A 19,234-nucleotide genomic window follows, 5' to 3' on the forward strand; every position below is an offset into this window, starting at 1 on the left:
GAAATCCCGTGCGCGAGGCTCAGGAGGCGAAGCGGCGCTCCGGCACGCCTCGTATACCCAGACCGGTGATGGCGAACAGCGATCCGCGCTGCTGGCCGTCGCCGGGGAACCTCGGCAAGGGCGGCTTGCCCATCGAGGTGACATACAACACGTCCATGTCCGGGCCGCCGAACGCCACGCTGGTGACCTTGCGCACCGGCATCTCGATCACGCGGTCCACCTCGCCATCGGGCGTGTAGCGAATCAGCTTGCTGTCGTACACCAGCGCCTGCCAGACGCAGCCTTCAGCGTCCACCGTGGCACCGTCCGCGGCGCCGCCGCCCGACGTATCGACCCGGGCGAACGTGCGACGGTTGCTCACCTTGCCGCTGGCGTTGTCGTAGTCGTACGCCCAGATCTCGCCTGTCCACGTATCGGCGAAGTAGAAGGTCTTGCCGTCGGGGCTCCAGCACGGACCGTTGGAGCAGATGATGTCTTCCTCGAGGACGTGCAAAGATAAGTCGGGGTCGAGACGAAACAGTTTTCCCGAGCCCTTTTCTTCCTGCATGTCCATGGAGCCGACCAGAAAGCGCCCGTGGCGATCGACCTTGCCGTCGTTGAGCCGGTTGGTAGTCATGCCCGGCTCGGGATCGACGATGAGTTGCAGGTCGCCGTTGCCCAGATCGAGGTCGTGGATGCCGTTCTCCATGGCGACCAGCGCATGGTCGCCATGTTTCCGCAGCGCCATGGAACCGATCTTCTGGCCGACTTCCCAGCCGCGTAGTTCGCTGCCTTCCGCGGTGCAACGCAGGATACGGCCGTCCATGCTGTCCACCCAGTACAGCCGCTGCTGCTCGACGTCCCACTGCGGGCCTTCACCCAGGGTGGTCTTGATGTCGACGAGTACTTCGATCTTCATGACGCTCTCCCGGGATGCTTAGAAATCGACCTGGTTGCGGCCCTTGAGCTGCAGGATCTCGCGCGCTTCGTCAGGTGTCGCCACGCGGTGGCCCAGTGCTTCGATCACGGTGCGGATGCGGCGGACCTGGTGAACGTTGCTCGCGGCGAGCTGGCCGGGGCCGTCCCACAGCGAGTCTTCGAGGCCGACGCGTGCATTGGAACCCATCGCCAGTCCCATCGTCGCCAGCGGAATCTGGTTGCGACCGGCGCCGAGGATCGACCAGACATAGTCCTTGCCGAGGAGACGGTCTGCCGTACGACGCATATGCATCAGGTCTTCCGGATCGCCGCCGATGCCGCCTCGCAGACCGAACACGGATTGCAGGAACACCGGCGTTTTGAGCAAACCACGCTGCACGAAGTGCTGCGCCGCGTAGATGTGGCCGATGTCGTAGCACTCGACCTCGAAGCGCGTGCCGTTCTTCGTGCAGCTTTCGAGAATGTAGGTGATGTCGCGAAACGTGTTGCGGAAGATGCGGTCGTCGCTCTCTTCAAGGTACGGGCGCTCCCAGTCGTATTTGAAATCCTGGAAGCGTTGCAGCATTTCGTACAGGCCGAAATTCATCGAACCCATGTTGAGCGATGCCAGCTCGGGCTTCAGCAGCAGGGTGGGCTGCAGGCGCTCTTCCACGCCCATGTTGGGCGCACCACCGGTGGTGATATTGATCACCACGTCGCTCTGCTTCTTGATCTGCGGGAGGAACTGGCGGAACAGGTTCACGTCCTGGCTGGGCTGGCCGTTTTCCGGATTGCGCGCGTGCAGGTGGACGATGGCGGCACCTGCTTCTGCCGCGCCGAGCGCCGCGTCACGGATTTCATCGGGCGTGATCGGCAGATGGGGCGACATCGACGGCGTGTGGATCGCACCGGTGACGGCGCAGGTGATGATGACGGGCTTGGCCTTGGCCATGGGGAAACTCCGGAACGAAAGGGGGAAGGGGGCTCAGAGGTATTCGACGTTGCCGTCGACGCTGATGGCCTGGCCGGTCACGTTGCGCGCGGCGGGCGAGCAGAGGAACAGCGCCATGGCGGCTACGTCCTCCGCAGTGACCATGCGACCCAGCGAAATCTTCTTCAGGTATTCCTTTTCCATCTCCGGATACGGCAGGCCCAGCTGCGTGGCGCGATCGCGGATCACGCCTTCCATGCGGGGCCCTTCGACGATGCCCGGCAGGAGGGCATTGACGCGGATATCGTCAGGACCGAGTTCCGATGCCAGCGATTTCATGAGACCGATCACGGCCCATTTGGTCGCCGCGTAGGGGGTGCGCCACGCATAGCCGAGGCGGCCGGCCACGGACGACATGCATAGGAGCTGCGCGCGGTCGGACTGTTTGAGCAGAGGCACGGCGTGGTGGGCAAAGCGGTACTGCGCATTGAGGTTGATATCGACGGTGGCCTTCCACGCGTCAGGCGAGATAGCGTCGATGCCGCCGGTGGGGCCTGCGATACCCGCGTTGTTGATCAGGACGTCGAGACCGCCGAAGCGCTCTTCCTGCACACGGAAGACATTCGCTACCTGGTTGGCATCGGAGACATCGGCCAGCGTGGCGAGCGCACCGGGACGCGCCGCGTTGAAGGCGTCGACGGCCTTGGCGCTGACGTCGCACACGTGCACGGTGGCGCCCGCTTCGATATAGGCATCCGCCAACACCGCACCGATGCCGGACGCGCCGCCCGAGATCAGCACACGCAAGCCAGGCTGGGGCACCATCCGATCGAGAATCGTCATGCTTTGGTTCCTTTCTTCTTTTGTGTGGGGGCGCGACCGCTGCTGTCGGCCAGCAAATGCGTGAGGGAGTCGGCGGCCTGCATGATGTCGTCGGCCACGGCGGCCCTCGCGGCGGGGCCATCACGATCCACCAGTGCCTCGACGATGCGGCGATGCGCCTCCATCGAGCGGCGCAGATGCGCCTTGTCCGGCGCGACGAGCCCGAAGCACGGGCCCATGTGCAGCCAGAACGTCTCGACGGCGGCGATCACCAGTTCGGTGCGGGCGACGGCATAGATGCGGCGGTGGAAGGCGAAGTTGGCCCAGAGGTAATCCGGAACGTTCACGCTCGTGACGGCGGCCTGCATCTGCTTGTAGATCGCGCGGATCTCGGCGAGATCGTTCTTGTCGATCAGGGCCGCGGCTTTCTCCGCCAACAAGCCTTCGAGGGCGACGCGGGCATCGCGGATTTCACGAAGGCGGGCGACGGTCATGACCGGAACGCGGATGCGCGCGGTCTGTGTCACTTCAAAGGCGCGCTCCGCGTGCAACCGGTGCAACGCTTCGCGTACCGGCATCGGGCTGGAGCCCAGCGCCTCGGCCAGACCTCGGATCGTCAATGGCTGGCCGGGCTCGAAGCGGCCGCTCATCAGGGCGTCCCGCAGCTGCCGATAGACCTGATCCACCAGCGTGGAGCGGGTGACTTCAGTCAGGGTGGGGAGGGCTTTGGGATCGACGCTCATCACGTGGCCTTCGTTGCGATGTTTGATATGTGATCACAAAAAAGCGGGCGTCGAAAAGCTGCAGCGCAACATGCGCGTTTTCGGTACCACGGAGGTTTGGCGCTACGTAACCCGGCGAAGGGTCGAGCAGTCTGGCTTGGATCGATTCGGTAACGTTGGCGGGTGGTCCCGGCGATGGAGCCAGCGCATCACCACGGAAGGCGGCGGGCTGCGCTTCTGCTCGGATACGGCGCAGGGCCGCTGCACCTTGGCAGCGCGCTCACTTAAGGACGGGTTGCTGAGGCACGGAGGGAGATCTCCTGTCGGGATTGATGTCGTTCGCCTACATCCAGGTGAGGGTCGATACAGCGATCATTTCCCGGGCACAACACCAACCTTTCGGTACGTGCGCCACCAGCCAACCTTCTTCCCAGGGTCTCACATGAAAATGATTATTCTTGCTGGAGCATTCGCTCTGGCACTGAGCTTCGATGCGTGCGCTTCGAGTTATCAACTACAGAACGAAGCAGCCTCTTCTGAAGAGGTCCTCGACGCGATAAGTGCTCCTATTCGGACCCGGGCGCAATTAGACGCTTATCTGGCCGTCACGCCAAATTCCCCCATTCATCGGCTTGGAGAGGCGAAGATGAAGACGTTTCTCGCATCGCTGATGTTCTCCCCGCGAGGACTGGGTTCGTATTCGAGCGTAGAGCTTGAGGGTATGCACTCTTCGGAGGTCTACAGCATCCTGGCGCTCTTTGGATTGCAGACGACGACACGAGCCGTTCGGACGCGTCGTGCAACAACCAAGGATGACAATCGAGTCGAGCGTCGTTTGAGGCGGTCACTTCCACCTACCCGTGGGGGCGCAGCGTGCCTCGTACACAAGGGCGGTAGCAGCCATGTTTGCGAGCGGCTCGAAGGTGCGGTCTGCTCGTATCTTTGTCGGACTCACTAGGTGAAAAACCGTCCTGATTCGCGAACATGTCGGAGCGGCGCCCTTTGGGCTCTTTCGTTTCTGGCGTTTTACGCGTCGCCCGTACTCAGCGGCGTGCGTCATTCGGGCGATGTGCTGTGGTCCGAGGTTTCATCGATCCGTCTCTCGGCGATTACTCCCAAAGAGAAGTCGTTGGCACTGAAGCGCCTCTATAAAAGGTCGCTGGCGGAGTGGATTGCCAGCCTGGAAGTACATCAGGAAGCGGATCTTCGCATGCTCTTCCGCATGCTGAAGACCTCGAGTTTCTTCGCGCAAGCGGGAGACTACGACGCGAGAAGTTTGTATCTGCATGGCATGCGCGACGTACTGAAAGAGCTTCGGCGGCGAAACATTGCAGCCGAAAGTGAAGTCCAGGCGTACTACGAAGCTCTGATTACGGCCAGGGATTTTGTCGCATCGGCCCAGCTGAGACAGGCATACCCCGAGGATGATTTCTACGACTATCGCCATTTTGAAGTCACTACGGCGCCAGGGCCGGGCCATCCGATGGGATATGTCGAGCATGACGGCGGCCTGAGTCTGGTTGAGCCGACCACACCGGCAAAGGGCACGTACGTGGTCGTCGTCATTGGGTGTCACTTCGCCGAGGATGCGGCCTCGAAAGTGCTACGCGATGCCGAGCTGGCCGGGATGTTCAACAAATCCAACGTTACCTGGCTGATCAGTGGCGCGGAACTGGACCGCGAGGTTCTGACCGAGTGGAACCGACGGTTTCCGATGTTCCCGGCGATGATCGCTTTTGATAACGCGGCCTGGAAGGGCGTCGACTTCACTGCCTCGCCTACGTTCAATGTCTTCCGTGACGGGAAGGTCGTGGAATCGATCTCAGGGCTTGATTCTGCTGAGAATGTTGAACGTCTTCGGCGAATACTGGCCTCACATGACGAAGAGGCGGAAAAATAAAAAAAGAGCCCCGGATTGCTCCGGGGCTTTGGGAAAAAGGAACAACTGTTGAAATTCAGAGGGACGGGCTGCCCGCCTTGATGGTCGCCTCATTGATCGCGCGGACTTTGGCCTCGTCGACCTTTTCGATTTTCCGATCGTACGTGTACAAGCCGTTGTGCTCGCCTTCGACGTCCGTGATCTGCGTATAGACCGAGCCGGACACACCGATGCCCGGGCCCTTGTCACGCAATACGGCCGTGTTCGCGACATAGCCGGCGTTCAATGCGGCGTTGTCCTTCACCTCGCCGTACGGATTGATCGGTGTGTTCGGCCACACGTGACCCGGTACGCCGAGCGTCAAGCCGCCATGCTCACCATCCATCGATGCGCGGGTCGCATCCGGAGCCGGCAGGCCGGGACCCTGATAATCATGGATGTCGTAAACGTCACCCGCATGCGGGTCGCCCTTGGTGTCGCAGCAGTTCGCGCCGCTGCGCGCATTGACCAGGCGCGAAGGATCGAGCTGCTTGATCTGCGTGGCCAGTTCACCGGCGGCGGGAATGCTCCACTGGCCCCAGCCTTCGTTGAACGGGATCCAGCCGATGATCGAGGTCTCGCCCTTGAGCTGCTCGACGATGGCCGTGACATCGGTCTTGAAGCCGGCCTTGGCGGCATCGCTGAGCTTCTCGTTGTGGCCGTTGGGCAGGGCGGGCATGTCCTGCCACACCATCAGGCCGATGTGATCGGCCCAGTAATACCAGCGCGCCGGCTCGACCTTGATGTGCTTGCGGATGGTGTTGAAGCCGAGATCCTTCGTCTTCTGGATATCGAACTTCAGTGCCGCGTCGGTGGGTGCGGTATGGATACCGTCCGGCCAGTAGCCCTGGTCGAGCGTTGCGAGCAGGAAGGTCGGCTTGCGGTTCAACACGATCCGGTTGAGGCCACCGACGTTTGCGAGGCCGATGGTGCGCAGACCCGCGTAGCTGGTGACATCGTCATGCTGGTCACCTTTGGCGAGCGTCGCCTTGAACGTGTACAGGAACGGGTCCTGTGGGCTCCATAGCCGCGGATGGGCGATCGCCAGATGAAGCGGTGCATTGGCGGGCCCGGTCGCCTCACCGACGGGCTTGCCCTCCGCGTAGGCGGTGACGTGCAGTGTGGCATCCGCCTTGTCGCCCTGCAGCTTCGAAGTCACCGTGAAGGCGTCCAGGCTGGAGGCCGGCGTGAAGGTCAGCTGCGCCAGACTGGTGGCGCTGACCGGCTCGATCCACACCGACTGCCAGATGCCCGAGGCCGGCGTGTAGAAAATGCCTTCAGGCTTGAGGCGCTGCTTGCCGACCATCACGTCTTCGCCGTCGACCGGTGCGTGCACCGTGACGACGATTTCCTGCGGGCCCTTGGCCTTCAGGGCCGAGGTGATATCCGTGGCGAACGACGTATAGCCGCCCGTGTGCTTTGCGACCTGCGTGCCGTTGACGTAGACCGTTGCATCCTGCGCCACCGCGCCGAAGTTCAGCATCACATGCTGACCCTGGGCGGTGAAGGCGGCGGGGACGTCCACGGTGCGGCGGTAGGTCATGAAGTCGGCATGTTTCTGCACACCCGAGAGGACGGACTCGATCGGGTAGGGCACCAGTACCTTGTCTTTCAGTGCCTGGCCGAAGGTCGGCTTCGCCTCGGTGTCGCTCGCCGCGTACTGCCAAAGCCCATTGAGGCTCAGCCACTGCGGGTGTTCCAGCGACGGGCGCGCAAGCTGTGGCCGCGGGTATTCCGGCAGCGCGTTGGTGGGCGACACCTTGCCGGTCCAAGGCGTGGCGAGCGGGGCGGCCTTGCCACTCCAGGTCGAGGCCGTGTCAGCCGCCGCCATGGCGACCGGAGCGAAGGCGGCAGCCATCCCAATGGCGAGGCAGGCGTGCCGCAGGTGGGTCGTACGCATCATTGAGGATCCTTTTTTGCGGCCGACATGGAGGGCGGCGCGTCGTTCGGGTCGGTGCCCCAGGTCTTACTGGGTGCGGGACCCATCGTGAGCACCAGTGTGGCGCCCTCGGCGATATCGGAATGACTGAACCACGGTTTGGTCCACGGCTTCCCGTTGAGCGTAGCGGACTGAATGTACGGATTACGGTCCGAGTTGTTCCGGGCAACGATCTCAAACACCTTGCCGTTGCCAAGACGCAGGCGGATACGGTCGAAGATCGGGCTTCCGATGATGTAATCGGGCGTCGCCGGGTCGACGGGATAGAAACCCATCGCGCTCAGGGCGTACCACGACGACGTCGATCCCTGATCGTCCATCCCCGGGTAGCCGTAGCCCGAGGCGTCGCTGCCGTACAGATCGGCGAGAATGCGACGTACCAGCGCCTGCGTCTTCCACGGCTGACCACTCCACGCATACAGATACGGCGCCTGCTGGTCCGGCTGATTACCCTGCACGTATTGCCCGATCACTCCGGTGCAGTCACGGCAGATGCCTCTGGGCTGGTAAGGCGTGGAGAAGAACGTATCCAGCCTGGCGTTGAACGCGTCTCGGCCGCCCAGCAGGTTCATCAGTCCCTGCACGTCATGCGGCACGAGCCACAGCGTCGACCAGCCCGAACCTTCCTTCATCATGAAGTTGTAGTAAGGCTCGGCGGGATCGAACGGCGAGATCCATTTGCCGTCGTCGGTGCGCCCGCGGAAGAAACCTGTCGACGGATCGAACACGTTTCGATAGTTCGCGGAACGGCGTTCGAAGAGGTCGGCATCGTCTTTCTTACCCAGACGTCGTGCCACGTCGGCCAGCGCATGGTCGTCCCACGCATATTCCAGCGTGGTGGCCACGCCGGCCTTCCCGCCAGCGTAGGGCGGACTCGGGTTGCCGGCAGGGACGATGTCGGAGATCCAGCCGTTCTTGTCGTATTCCGCGAGATAACCACGCGGGCCCCTGGGATCCGTGGCGTTCTTGCGTAACGCGTCGTAGGCGGCTGCATAATCGAACGGAATGCCGCGCTGCATGGCACCGTCGTACAGGAACACGGCATGGTCGCCGTGGAACGAGGTGTTCATGTAACCGCGTTCGTGCGCGCGATCCAGCTCCGAGCGCATGATGTCCTGGACGACGCCAGGCTCGAGCAGCATCAGCAGCGTGATCTGGTTCCGGCCGGTGTCCCAGAAGGGCACCGGTCCGTAATGATCGTATGCCGCCACCTGATCCTTGCCCGCGGCGTCCGTGTAGTGCTCACCCTTGCGGGCGATCATGCGCGGGCTGGCGAACGAGTGGTAGAGCGTCGAATAGAACAGTGTGCGCTGCTTCGGGGTGCCGCCACTCACTTCCACGCGATCGAACAGCTTTGCCCAGGCCACGCGTGCGCTGGCGTGTACGCGGTCGAAGTCCGTATCGCTGTCCTGCGCATGCAGTCGCTGATCCGCTTCTTCGGCGCTGTGTCCGTGAGCGATGCGTACGACCACCTGATCGCCCGCCTTCGTGTCGAAGGTGACATAGCCACCCGCGTAGCTACCCGACACGTTGCGTCGTCCGGCCTGTACATCTTCGCCACCCAGACCTTCGCCCTTATCGCTCAGGTTCGCGTGAAACGTGCCGAAGCTGGCGAAAGGCCGGGAGAACTCCGCGACAAAATAGGGACCATCCGCGTCGTGGTCGCGACGCCCCGCGGTGGCGACACCGCGAATCGTGCGGTCGTTGACCACTTCCACGTCGCCGCCGTCCCGGCGCAGGTTGATCACCACGTTCGAACGATGGCTTTCCGGGAAGGTGAAACGCATCAGGCTGGTCCACTGCGACGCCGTCAGCTCCACCTTCGTGTGGAACGTGGCGAGATCGACGGCGTAGTAGCCTGGCGATGCTTTCTCGGTGGCCTTGTCGTAGTACGACGTGGCGTAGTCGGGCGGCACGGTCCAGTCGCCGACGACCGGCATGACCATGGGTGCGCCACGTGCGCCATAGGTCGATCCGCCGCCGGTGAAACCGATCATGGCGGGACGTCGGTAGTCATAGGCGACGGGCACGCCCGTGGGGAAGCTGAGGTCGGCGTTGATGTTGACCGGCGCCGCTTCGGTCGCGCTTTGCGGCAGGCTGGCGCCGGGCGTGGTCATGCCGGTGTAGAGCGGCTCGCCCGGGGGCGGGGCATTGCCGATCAGTTCCTTGCGATCCAGCGAAGCGGTGCCGACCAGCGGGTTCGCCAGATCGAGCGACGATCCGGGCGGCGCGGCGGCTGTCTTCTCTCTGGCTCGCCCGTCGCCGATGGTGCCGAACAGCAGCAGCGACAGCGCGACGGTGAGAGCACGGCCGGGAAGGCGTGCCTTATGCGAATTCATGGTGTTTTCCTTCGACGGAGTGGGGAGGCATCCGTTGAAACGGAAACGGGGTCAGGCGATGCGCCTGACCCCGTCTGTTTTTACTCAGGTACCGTCGCCGAACTTGTACGTCACACCGACGTAGTACTGGCGGCCGGCGTACTCGAGCGAGACGAGGCGTGCCCGGGTGTCGCCACCGAGGTACTGGTGAGGCGTCGCCTTGTTCAGGTTGATCACCGAGGCGGTCACCATGACGTGCTTGTTGAACTCGTAGTCACCGTTCAGATCGATCTGGTGGTACGGCTGCGAGTAGATCGGGAGGCCCGACGCCAGACCCTGCATGGTGCGGCCCGTCCAGTTGTCGCTGGCGCGCAGCAGCAGGCCGTTCTTTTCGTAGAACACCGAGACGTTGGCGGCGTACTTGGCGCTGCCGATCAGCTCGGCCTTGCCCACCGCGGTATCGCCCAGCGTCACGGCCGTTTCGTTCGTCTTGTTGAGCGTGTAGTTGCCGATGTAGCCGAAGCCCGAGTCCCAGGTGTGCTGGGTGTAGAGCTCGATACCCTTCGACGTACCCGAACGGCCGTTGGCGTTGGTGCTGTACTGCAGGAAGTTCTCTTCCGTGCCGCCGACGTTCACCGTGAGGTTGTTCACGGTCACGGGCACGACGAAGTTCTTCACCTTCTTCTGGAAGAGATCCAGGCCGAGCACCGAATGCTCGGCGTAGTACCACTCGCCGGCCAGGTCGAACTGCGTCGCCGTGAACGGCTTCAGATCGGCGTTGGCGCCGCTGCCGTACCAGCCGGGCAGGGGGGCACCGAACTGCTTGCGGTCGTTGTAGTACTCCTGGGTGTTGTTGGTCAGGCTGCCCAGCTGCGCCAGATCGGTGTAGTTGGCACGGGCGAGTGCCTGCGAGCCGGCCGCGCGAACCAGGAAGTCGTCCGTCACGTTCCACGCGATGTTGAAGCTCGGCAATAGCTTGTTGTAACGCTTGGACGTCGTGGCGTTGGTGTAGTTCTGGATGACCGCGACTTCACGGGGCAGGTACTGGAAGTCACCTGCCGCGCAGGCGCCGCCGCCGGCATTCACACCCGATGCCGGGCAGATAAGGATGTTGCCCGCCGGATCGTGGTAGTACACCGCGTTGTTGGTCGTGATCTGATCCGCGACTGTCAGGTCCTGCTTGGTGCTGACGAAACGCAGGCCGACGTTGCCGCGAATCGTACCCGTGTCGAAGTTGGCCTGGACGTACGCCGCGGCGATCTTCTCCTGGATCGACGACTTGTTCTCGGGATGGTTGTACAGCACCCGGTCGTACGTGGAGTTGAGGTAGTTGTAGTACGCCGGGAAGTTGATCGCCGGGAATGTATTGTCGTTGTAGACCTCGCTGCTGCCGTCCAGGCTGTTGGCCTGCAGGAAGCCCGCGGGCAGCTGGCCGGCGTTCGGGTCACAGGTCTGGAACTGCGACTCGGTGCCCTTGCAGTACCAGCGCACCTCGTTGCTCTGCTGCTCGGCCTTGTTGTCGCGGTATTTCACGCCGAACTGCAGCGACTGCATCCAGCTGTCGTCGAACGCCCAGGTGAAGTCCGCCTGCGCGAAGTTCTGCGATGTCGTGGTGTTGACCATGTTGGAACCGGTCGAGCCCAGATCGACCTGGCCCGCGCCGTTCTGCATGGCCTGCAGCACACCCGGAGCCGCGGTGAGGGTGGGCTTGCCATCAAGGGTCCATGCGGCACCGTTGCTGCCGTCTACCCACGCGCCGTTGACGAAGTTACGCGGCTTGGCGGCCATGCCCAGTTCGACCGACGGGCCGCCCTTGGCCCACGTGCGGCCGACGTTGAAGGTACCGCTGAGCGCGCCGCCGTTGTCCCACTCGCCTTCGAGGTTGAGGGTCTGCGAGGTGGCTTTCTCGACGGAGTAGTTGCCGGTTACCCACGGGATTTCCGTGGAGCACACGTCGACGGCCTGGCGTACCGCACCCGTGCTCGGGTTGACCGTGGCGTTACAGCCCGTGCCAGCGGGCGGCAGCACGTAGTTGGCACCCGTCACGACGGTGTGCGACGGATCGAAAGACAAGCCGTTGTTCGCGAGCAGGCGGCCCTGCTGGTCGGCGTAGTTGCTGTTGCCCGGCAGGCCCCACTCGGGCACTTCCAGCGTGTTGGTGATCTGGGTCTGCTCACGCTGAAAACGGAAGTAGTTACCCGTCAGCAGGAAATGATCGCTCGGCTTGAATTGCATGGTCGCCTGGGCGCCCTTGGTCTTCAGGTCAAGCTGGTTCCGGCTGGTCGAGAACTGCTGCGGCATCCAGTAACCGTTATAGGTATTGCCGCCCTGATCGACGACGCCACCACCGGACCAGAGGTCGATATTGGGCGCGACGTCGCCGCCGTACGGCTTGCCGTGTATGTCCGTCGGCGGCGCGGTACAGGTGGCGTGGTCGGTGCAGTCATTGCCCCACCAGTGCCAGCTGTTGGCGTTGGCGGTGTAGTTGATGTCACGACGCTTCTGTTCGGAACCGGCGACGAGGAAACCGAAGGTCTCGTCCTTGTTCTTCCAGGACCAGAGCGCGGAAACCTGGGGCTTGATCTTGCTGCTGTTGTCCGAGCCGGCCATGTTCGCGGAGACGAAGCCGTCGTTGGCCTTCATTTCCAGTGGGCGGCGGGTGCGCAGGTCGACGTTGCCGCCGATACCGCCTTCATCGAGGCGCGCCTCGAGGCTCTTGTAGAGCTTGATGTCCGAGAACATGTTGGCGGGCATCAGGGTGTAGTTGAACGAGCGCGTCAGACCGGCGGAGGTATCGGCCGAGGCCACGTAGTTGCCGTTCAGTTCGGTGAGGGTCAGTTCGGGCGCGAGGCCGCGGATACTGACCGTCTTGCCTTCGCCGGACTCGCGGCTGATGACGACGCCAGGGACGTGGGCGAGCGCGTCGGCGATATTCTTGGCCGGAAACTGCGCGATGTTCTGCGCGTTGATCACTTCGACGATGGAATTGGCTTCGCGCTTGTCCTGGACGTTCTGGTCGATGGACTGGGCATACGTCGTGACCACGACGGCGTCGAGGTTGGTCGTGCTGTCGTCCTTGGCCTTGTCGGTTTTCCGGATCTTTTCGTCCTGTTTCGCTTTGGCACCATCGGTGGTCTGCGCCGTGGCGTCAGAGCTCGTCGCGACGGGTGCGGCGGCCTGCGCGAAGGCGGTCGCCGGAACGGCGATCAGGCCCGCGAAGGACAGGGTGGCTACGGCGAGTGCGGCGCAGAGCGGCTTGCGCTTGAGCATGTGTGGCAGATAAGTCATTGCGATTACTTCCCTCAGTAATGTGCGCGCACGTTGAGACGGCGCGTTGATCCCCGTTTCATCACTGCAGATACCCGGTCTAGTTCTGCACGCGGCCTCCTGCTGGAACCAGTTACATCGATCCAAAATTCCACGCCCGACAAGCCCCCGCTTGTCGGTGATGGTCTCTCTGCGGTTTTCTATGGGTTAAAGCGGATGCCCGCCTGCGCAACCACCGTTTTCCAACACGGAGTCGTAGGAGCGCGCCTGCGCGCGACCCGTGTAACGGTCAGCATCCCTCACCGTGGGCAACAGGCAGCACTCCTCGCGCAGGCTCGTTTCACGGCGATACGATCGTTTCGTGCGTTCATGCGACAGCTTCCCAAATCCCCACCCAAGGCACGACAGGAAGCAGCGTTGTAGGAAGCCACGCTTTATGCGTCATCCCCAGGCCGTCCCCACCCCATGATCCGAGTCGTCCATGTCATCGCTTGAGCGACGTGACGTGGATCACACACTTAGATCGATCTAAATCCCCTGTGGAGAATTAAGCCGTTATTGCGCGTTTGTGTCACGCTGCGCTGCAAAAACTCGGACTCGAAAATGGACGAGGGGTCAGCCGGTTTCCCGCACACCGGTAATCAACCCGTCGGTCGCCCAGGCGCGAAGCAGCGATCCCGCCGCCGAGGCGACGTCTTTCTCACGCGCCGTCGAGGACAGCCACTCGCAGACTTCGCCAAACGTTGCGCCCGCTACCAGGAGGTCGAGGCACGCGTGTTCCGCACGCGTCATGGAGACGAAGCGTGGGGTCAGCTCATGCCGCCAGACGCGGACGCCGTGACCGTTATCGGTCGCGCCGTCGGCTGTGCGTGTATGTGTTCCCTGGCCGGTCGCGATGCCGGCCCAGAGAGCGGGTGCGTTCGTGTGCAGCTGTCGGTACATGAGGGTAGGAACGAACGAGAACTGGACGCCATCCCAATCCCTCACGTGCAGTTCCTCGAGCGCGAGGCCTGAAGCGTTTCTTCCGGAAAATGCGGCGCGAAGTGCCCATTCTAGCCACGCCAGTTCACCCAGTTCGAGCCTTTCCGGGAAGGCTCGCGCAAGATAGTCCGGAAACTCGCTGCCGTAATGATCCAGTGACCAGGACGTTGAACCGTGTACTTCGATATAGGCCCCGGCATGCACATCGAAGACGTCGTCGCCCAGCCACGCCGCGCATTTCTCGTAGGTATCGCGCAACGCGGCCAGCAGCTGACCGCGCACGTTATTTGCATACACGCGCTGGCCGGCCGCCGACAGCTCAGGCACCGGGCGTCCGGTCATGACCGCCGTGAGCAGGCGGCGCTGGAGGTCGCCCAGACTCATGGCGTCGCGACGATCGCCGGTTGTCGCGCCCGGTCGAGTTCCGACAGCAACTCGGGCAATGGCGGAATGTGGTCATCACGCTCAATCATGACGGCGACCTCGCCGAGGCGCGGGAGGAATCGCCGGTACAAATCCCAGACGGTGTCGGGCACCGGGGCGTCATGCGTGTCGACGAGCATGTCTACGCCAAGGCTGTGACCTGCCAGATGGATCTGGCGCACACGGTCCAGGGGCAAGCGCTCGACCCATGCCTCGGTATCGAGTCCATGATTTGTCGCGCTGACGACGATGTTGTTGACGTCGAGAAGAAGAAAGCATCCCGTGCGTTCGCACAGTGCCTTCAGGAAGCCCGGTTCATCCATGGTGTTGTCGGAAAACGACAGATAGGTCGACGGGTTCTCGAGCACGAGTGCGCGTCCGAGGGCGTCCTGCGCATCGAGCACGTTTCTGGCGAGGACATCGAGCGCTTCGACCGTATAGGGAAGAGGGAGCAGGTCGTGGGAGTTGATGCCGCCGACACCGGTCCAGGACACGTGATCGGATAGCCACAGGGGCTCGATGGTGTCGGCCAGCGCGCGTAGGCGCCTGAGGTAGTCGAGGTCGACACCGTCGTCCGAGCCCAGGTTCATCGAGACACCGTGAAGCGCGACGTCGTAGCGGTCACGGATGCGTGCAAGCGTATCCAGGGGCCGGCCGCCTTCGACCATGAAGTTTTCCGAGATGACTTCGACGAAATCCACCGGCTGCTGACGCGCGAGGAATTCGGCGTAGTGAGGTACGCGAAGCCCGAGCCCGTAACCCTGAAACGGTGGAGGTGTGGTCGGTTGCATCGACAGTCCTTCAAGGTGGCCCGGCCGTATATATCGGCCGGGCCCGACGATCAGGCCGCGGGCGGCGTGGTGCTGCCGTTCTGTGCCTTGCACTCCTGCACGGAGACGGCCTTGAAGCCCTGGCCCTTGCATTCGTTCTGCCCCTTGCACTGGTGATTGCCCGACTTGCAATCGGACGTCCCCTTGCAGCTGTTGATGCCATAACAGTGGACGGTCTTGCCGGCAGCCTGTTCGGCGGCGTGTGCCTGTGCGCTGATGGCGGCGGCGGAGACGGCGAAGAGGGCGGCAGCCGCGGCGATGCTGTGGGTGGCGGTGTTCATGGCGTTCTCCAGAAGGTGTGCCGGAAGTGGCATTGATTGATTCGTTGCCGATGGCTATTCGGTTACAGCTGCCCGCACTATCTTTTCGCGTTCAGCGAATGCCGAATGCATGATCGAGCGACACGCGTCCGCCTCCGCGTGCGATCAGGTGCAGCAGGATGGCCGCCCAGGACAGATGGGTTGGCCATGCGTCGGGATACACGAAGATCTCGATGATGGTCGTCATGCCGAGGAGAACGGTGGCGGAGAGGCGCGTCATGATGCCCAGCACCAGGAGTACGGGTACAAAAGTTTCGACGTAGGCGGACATGTGCGCCGCAATTTCCGGCGGCACCAGCGGAAGCTTGTATTCCGTGCGGAACAGTTCGTACGTGCTCTCCGTGATGGTCAGAAAACCTTCGACCTTCGTGCGTCCGGACTGGAAGAAGATCGCGGCGATGGAGACGCGGGCTACCAAGGCCAGGAAGCTGTGGCCGATGTGGGATTCGACCGCTCCGGCGATCGCGTTCCACCGTGCGCGCACGGAATTGCCGGAGAAAAAGCGTGGTTCGTTCATGGGAATCAGATCCTTCAGGGTGAGGCGAAGGCACCCGCCTCGACGAGGAGGGCGACGAGCAGGTCGATGCGGGTGCCGGGGTAAGCATCGGTGGTTGTACGGATCGCATCGGCCAGCGACAGACCGGCCTCACACGCATGCACGAGAGACAACACGGCGGGACTGGCTGGCGTGACGCGCACCTCGTGATTGCGCCGGGTAATCATTACGGCTTCCGGCTCCCACACGAGGCCGCCATCCACCGCCTCGCCGGCCCGGCTGGGTGACCAGATGGAGAAGGCGGGCAGGTCGGAGGCAAAGGTACGAGTCGCCGGATGGATGGTGAGACGCCATGACGTCATGGCGGTGGGGTCCGCCTGCCGCAGCGGTTCCAGGTCGAGGTGCGGTGCATCCGCCGCGATGTAGCTCTCCGTCCATAAGCGGTCTATGCGCGCGACGTCAGGTAGATAAGGCAGTTCGGAAGCGGGTGCGAACCTTGCGAGGAAGTCGGCAAAGCGTTCACCGTAGGCCACCAGGCGTGCGTCACGCGGGGGCTCCTCGCTGGCGAAGATGGCCGCTGCCGACCGGAACCAGTCGCGCCCCACGAGACACGATACCGCGGGGTAGTTGGCTTCGAGGGCATCGATGCACCCACGCATCACCGTGTTGCGGTACACGGCGAACGCAGGATGGTCGGAGAACGCCGTGCGGCTGCCATCCGCCCTTAAAGCCTCCGCGAACGTTTGCTGGAAAGACGCGGAGTTCATGGCGTTCGTCCGTGCGCATTGGCAAGAATCGCCTGAGCGATATCGCGCTCGGCCAGCAGCGTCGGGAACGATGGAACGTTGCCATCGCGCTCTATCAGGGTCGGCACCGGCCCTGTCTTTTGCAGTGTGTAGCTGTAGAGGTCCCACACCTCGGTGGCGACCGGTGCATCGTGCGAATCGATCAGGAGGCCTTCGAGTCCCTCGTCGAATGCGTGTCCGGCCAGATGGATCTCGGTGACGAACGAAAGAGGGAAGGCATCGATGTAGTCGTGGGCATCGGCGGCGAGATTTCGGGCGCTGACGTGGACGTTGTTGATATCCAGCAACAGACCGCAGCCCGTGCGTCTGGCAAGCTCGGCCAGAAATGCCGTCTCGCTCCACTCATGCCCGTCGATCGGGAGGTAATGGGCTGGGTTTTCAAGCGAGATGCGCCGCCCGAGTGCCGTCTGCGTCCGGTCGACGTGCTCGACGATTCTCGACAGGGCCTCGTGCGTCCGGGGGAAGGGAAGCAGGTCGGGAAGATAGTTCCCGTTCCACGATGACCACGCGAGGTGCTCCGATACCAGAACGGGCTGCGTTCGCTCGATGAGGGTCCTCAGCCGCCGCAGCCACACGGGATCGGGCGGGGTCTCCCCGGCCAGTGACAGGGAGACCCCGTGTAGCGACAGCGGGAACCTCGACGCGAGCGCATCCAGCAGCGCCAGTCGCGGCCCACCATCCACCGCGTAGTTTTCCGGATGGATCTCGAGCCAAAGGGCCGGCGACGCACAAGCGAAGACGTCGTCAGCGTGCTGGGGCTTGAAACCGATACCCGCGGTGGGTGCGAGGGTCATGGCGAGCTCAGCCCACCTTGGTCAGGGAGCCGTTGCCCTTGGGGGTCTTGATGGCGGTACACGTGCCGGCCGGGACGTTCTTCCACGCGTTCTTCTGATAATCCGCCTTGGCGGTACCTGCGCATGTCGTACCGGGGCCGGCGGCACAGTCGTTCTGGCCGGCCTTGGCGACACCCCAGCATTTTTCGACGGCGGGCTTGGCGGCGTCGGCGTGAGCGACACCGGCGGTCAGGGCGGCGAAGGTCAGGGCGAGGGAAGCGATGTGGCGATGGTTCATGGCGGTCTCCTTGGGTCCGGACACGGCGTCCGGTACAGGAGAATTCGCTTGAAAGGGCCCGCTGGTTACACCCGGACATCGCGAGGTGTAACCGGATGGGGCGCGGACGCGAATAGTGACTATGAACTCCCGTTACCTCCAGCGTTACACTCCGCGATGCCCGTGTTCGGGTGATCACAGGCGGGACGATGTCCGATAATGACGCCACCACCTCCGCCGAGGTCGAACTGCGCTGGTGTTTCCTGCAAGGGCTGAGCGGTGATGCCGCGCAGTACCGCCTTTTCCTCGGCAGGCTGTCGTCGCACTTGCGTGCATACCTGCGTCGCCGACTGCCGAAGGCTCCGGCCGATGTCGAGGATGTACTGCAGGAGGCCCTGCTGGCCATTCATAACGCACGGCACACCTATCAGGACGATCAGTCACTGACGGCCTGGGTCTATGCCATTACCCGGTACAAGTTGATGGATTTCTTCCGCGCCCATGCGCGACGCGAGGCATTGCACGAGCCCCTTTGGGAAGACGATAACCTCTTCGGTACCGTCGACCTCGAGCCGGCTGAAGCAAGGCGCGATCTCGGCGAGTTACTGGTCACCCTGCCTGAGCGCCATCGCCTGCCGATCGAACTGGTCAAGCTTCAGGGCTTGTCCGTGGCCGAAGCCGCGTCTCGCAGCGGATTGTCCGAATCTGCCGTCAAAGTCGGCATACACCGTGGCCTCAAGGCCCTCGCCACGCGCATTCGAGGCCTGACATGAAGACCGACGATCTGATCTCCCTGCTCGCAAGCCAGACGACACCGGTCGATCGGCGCGTCCCGCCCTGGCGCTTCGCGGTAGCTATCCTCATCGGATTGTCGTCAGCCACGGTGTTGATGGCGGTCTTTCTGGGTATCCGTCCGGATCTCGGCGAGGTGGTCTCCATGCCGGTCTTCTGGTTCCGGCTCGGATTTGCGGTGGCCCTCGGCGGCGGTGCCTTGCTCGTGACGCTCCGGCTGTCGCGTCCGGGCGTGTCGGTGGGTGCGGGATGGACCGCCGTCGTGATACCGGCCGTGATCGCCTGGATCGCCGCAGGCATCGTGCTCGCCGGCGCGGATGTCGATGCCCGCGTGCCGTTGTTGCTCGGTCATACCTGGAAGGTGTGCTCGATCATCATCGCCGTCCTGTCGGTACCGCCGTTTGTCGCCATGTTGTGGGCGGTACGCGGTATGGCGCCCGTGCGGCTGCGCCTGGCGGGAGCCGCTGCGGGATTGCTGGCTGGTGCGACCTCCGCCGTTGCCTACTGCCTGCATTGCCCGGAAATGGCGCCGCCGTTCTGGTCGGTCTGGTATTTGCTTGGGATGTTGGTGCCCTCGGTGGTGGGTGCATTGCTGGGGCCGCGGGTTTTGCGGTGGTAGAGCGAGAGATCTGCGCCTGCGCCTGCCGCCGTGTTCAGGGCAGTCTTTCAATCAATGATGCTGTAGTGGGTGTGCATGCCACGTCTCGACCTACGGGCGAAGT

The 19,234-nt window shown here is 63.1% G+C and carries 17 protein-coding genes; 3 read left to right on the top strand and 14 right to left on the bottom strand.

The genetic code is table 11. The annotated features are described in order from the left end of the window. Positions 1-19 precede the first annotated feature (19 nt). The 4 genes from BLT40_RS18105 to BLT40_RS18120 are packed head-to-tail and all read right to left on the bottom strand — an operon-like array spanning position 20 to position 3,393. Positions 20-898 carry an SMP-30/gluconolactonase/LRE family protein gene (locus tag BLT40_RS18105; protein WP_036114277.1) on the bottom strand — a complete coding sequence of 293 codons (879 nt, stop codon included), beginning with the start codon at positions 896-898 and terminating at the stop codon, positions 20-22. A gap of 18 nt (positions 899-916) precedes the next feature. After that, on the bottom strand, positions 917-1,849 hold the full coding sequence (locus BLT40_RS18110; protein WP_090355518.1) for a 3,5-dioxohexanoate:acetyl-CoA acetone transferase: 933 nt from the start codon (positions 1,847-1,849) through the stop codon (positions 917-919). A gap of 33 nt (positions 1,850-1,882) precedes the next feature. After that, on the bottom strand, positions 1,883-2,671 hold the full coding sequence (locus BLT40_RS18115; protein WP_090355522.1) for an SDR family oxidoreductase: 789 nt from the start codon (positions 2,669-2,671) through the stop codon (positions 1,883-1,885). After that, positions 2,668-3,393: a GntR family transcriptional regulator gene (locus tag BLT40_RS18120; protein WP_079522006.1), complete on the bottom strand. Its 726-nt coding sequence runs from the start codon at positions 3,391-3,393 to the stop codon at positions 2,668-2,670. Before BLT40_RS18120 ends, BLT40_RS18115 begins: the two co-directional genes overlap by 4 nt. A gap of 937 nt (positions 3,394-4,330) precedes the next feature. On the opposite strand from BLT40_RS18120, the gene BLT40_RS18125 reads away from it, so the two are divergent. After that, positions 4,331-5,272: a hypothetical protein gene (locus BLT40_RS18125; protein WP_143025912.1), complete on the top strand. Its 942-nt coding sequence runs from the start codon at positions 4,331-4,333 to the stop codon at positions 5,270-5,272. A gap of 55 nt (positions 5,273-5,327) precedes the next feature. Here the strand turns inward: BLT40_RS18125 and BLT40_RS18130 are convergent, their stop codons facing one another. The 10 genes from BLT40_RS18130 to BLT40_RS18175 form a co-directional block, all read right to left on the bottom strand. Then, the gene (locus BLT40_RS18130; RefSeq protein WP_176809214.1) at positions 5,328-7,190 is read right to left on the bottom strand and encodes a glycoside hydrolase family 2 protein; all 1,863 of its coding nucleotides are present in this window, start codon (positions 7,188-7,190) and stop codon (positions 5,328-5,330) included. Further along, positions 7,190-9,568, bottom strand: coding sequence for a GH92 family glycosyl hydrolase (locus tag BLT40_RS18135; protein WP_090355529.1), 2,379 nt, complete (start codon positions 9,566-9,568; stop codon positions 7,190-7,192). Before BLT40_RS18135 ends, BLT40_RS18130 begins: the two co-directional genes overlap by 1 nt. An 84-nt stretch (positions 9,569-9,652) precedes the next feature. Further along, positions 9,653-12,835, bottom strand: coding sequence for a TonB-dependent receptor (locus BLT40_RS18140; RefSeq protein ID WP_090355534.1), 3,183 nt, complete (start codon positions 12,833-12,835; stop codon positions 9,653-9,655). A gap of 594 nt (positions 12,836-13,429) precedes the next feature. After that, entirely contained in the window at positions 13,430-14,179 is a 750-nt protein-coding gene (locus BLT40_RS18145) for an HvfC/BufC N-terminal domain-containing protein (protein WP_090355536.1), read from the bottom strand. Beyond that, the gene (locus tag BLT40_RS18150) at positions 14,176-15,009 is read right to left on the bottom strand and encodes an MNIO family bufferin maturase (RefSeq protein ID WP_090355540.1); all 834 of its coding nucleotides are present in this window, start codon (positions 15,007-15,009) and stop codon (positions 14,176-14,178) included. The genes BLT40_RS18145 and BLT40_RS18150 overlap by 4 nt, the downstream gene beginning before the upstream one ends. A 50-nt stretch (positions 15,010-15,059) precedes the next feature. Further along, positions 15,060-15,329 (bottom strand): BufA2 family periplasmic bufferin-type metallophore, encoded by a 270-nt coding sequence (locus BLT40_RS18155; RefSeq protein WP_090355780.1) that lies wholly within the window; start codon positions 15,327-15,329, stop codon positions 15,060-15,062. Positions 15,330-15,420: 91 nt separating this feature from the next. Then, positions 15,421-15,885: a DoxX family protein gene (locus BLT40_RS18160; protein ID WP_079522013.1), complete on the bottom strand. Its 465-nt coding sequence runs from the start codon at positions 15,883-15,885 to the stop codon at positions 15,421-15,423. Between the two features lie 14 nt (positions 15,886-15,899). Next, entirely contained in the window at positions 15,900-16,631 is a 732-nt protein-coding gene (locus BLT40_RS18165) for an HvfC/BufC N-terminal domain-containing protein (RefSeq protein WP_079522014.1), read from the bottom strand. Beyond that, complete coding sequence (locus BLT40_RS18170) at positions 16,628-17,464, bottom strand: MNIO family bufferin maturase (protein WP_079522015.1); 837 nt, start codon at positions 17,462-17,464, stop codon at positions 16,628-16,630. Before BLT40_RS18170 ends, BLT40_RS18165 begins: the two co-directional genes overlap by 4 nt. Before the next feature lie 7 nt (positions 17,465-17,471). Then, a complete protein-coding gene (locus tag BLT40_RS18175) occupies positions 17,472-17,741 on the bottom strand; it encodes a BufA1 family periplasmic bufferin-type metallophore (protein WP_036114246.1) in 270 nt (89 codons plus the stop codon). 188 nt (positions 17,742-17,929) lie between these two features. On the opposite strand from BLT40_RS18175, the gene BLT40_RS18180 reads away from it, so the two are divergent. Beyond that, a complete protein-coding gene (locus BLT40_RS18180) occupies positions 17,930-18,493 on the top strand; it encodes a sigma-70 family RNA polymerase sigma factor (RefSeq protein WP_036114244.1) in 564 nt (187 codons plus the stop codon). Continuing rightward, positions 18,490-19,131, top strand: a complete 642-nt coding sequence (locus tag BLT40_RS18185) for an NrsF family protein (protein ID WP_079522016.1) — start codon at positions 18,490-18,492, stop codon at positions 19,129-19,131. Before BLT40_RS18180 ends, BLT40_RS18185 begins: the two co-directional genes overlap by 4 nt. Positions 19,132-19,234 lie beyond the last annotated feature (103 nt).

The sequence above is a fragment of the Dyella sp. 333MFSha genome (genome assembly GCF_900102405.1).
Lineage (GTDB): Bacteria > Pseudomonadota > Gammaproteobacteria > Xanthomonadales > Rhodanobacteraceae > Luteibacter > Luteibacter mycovicinus.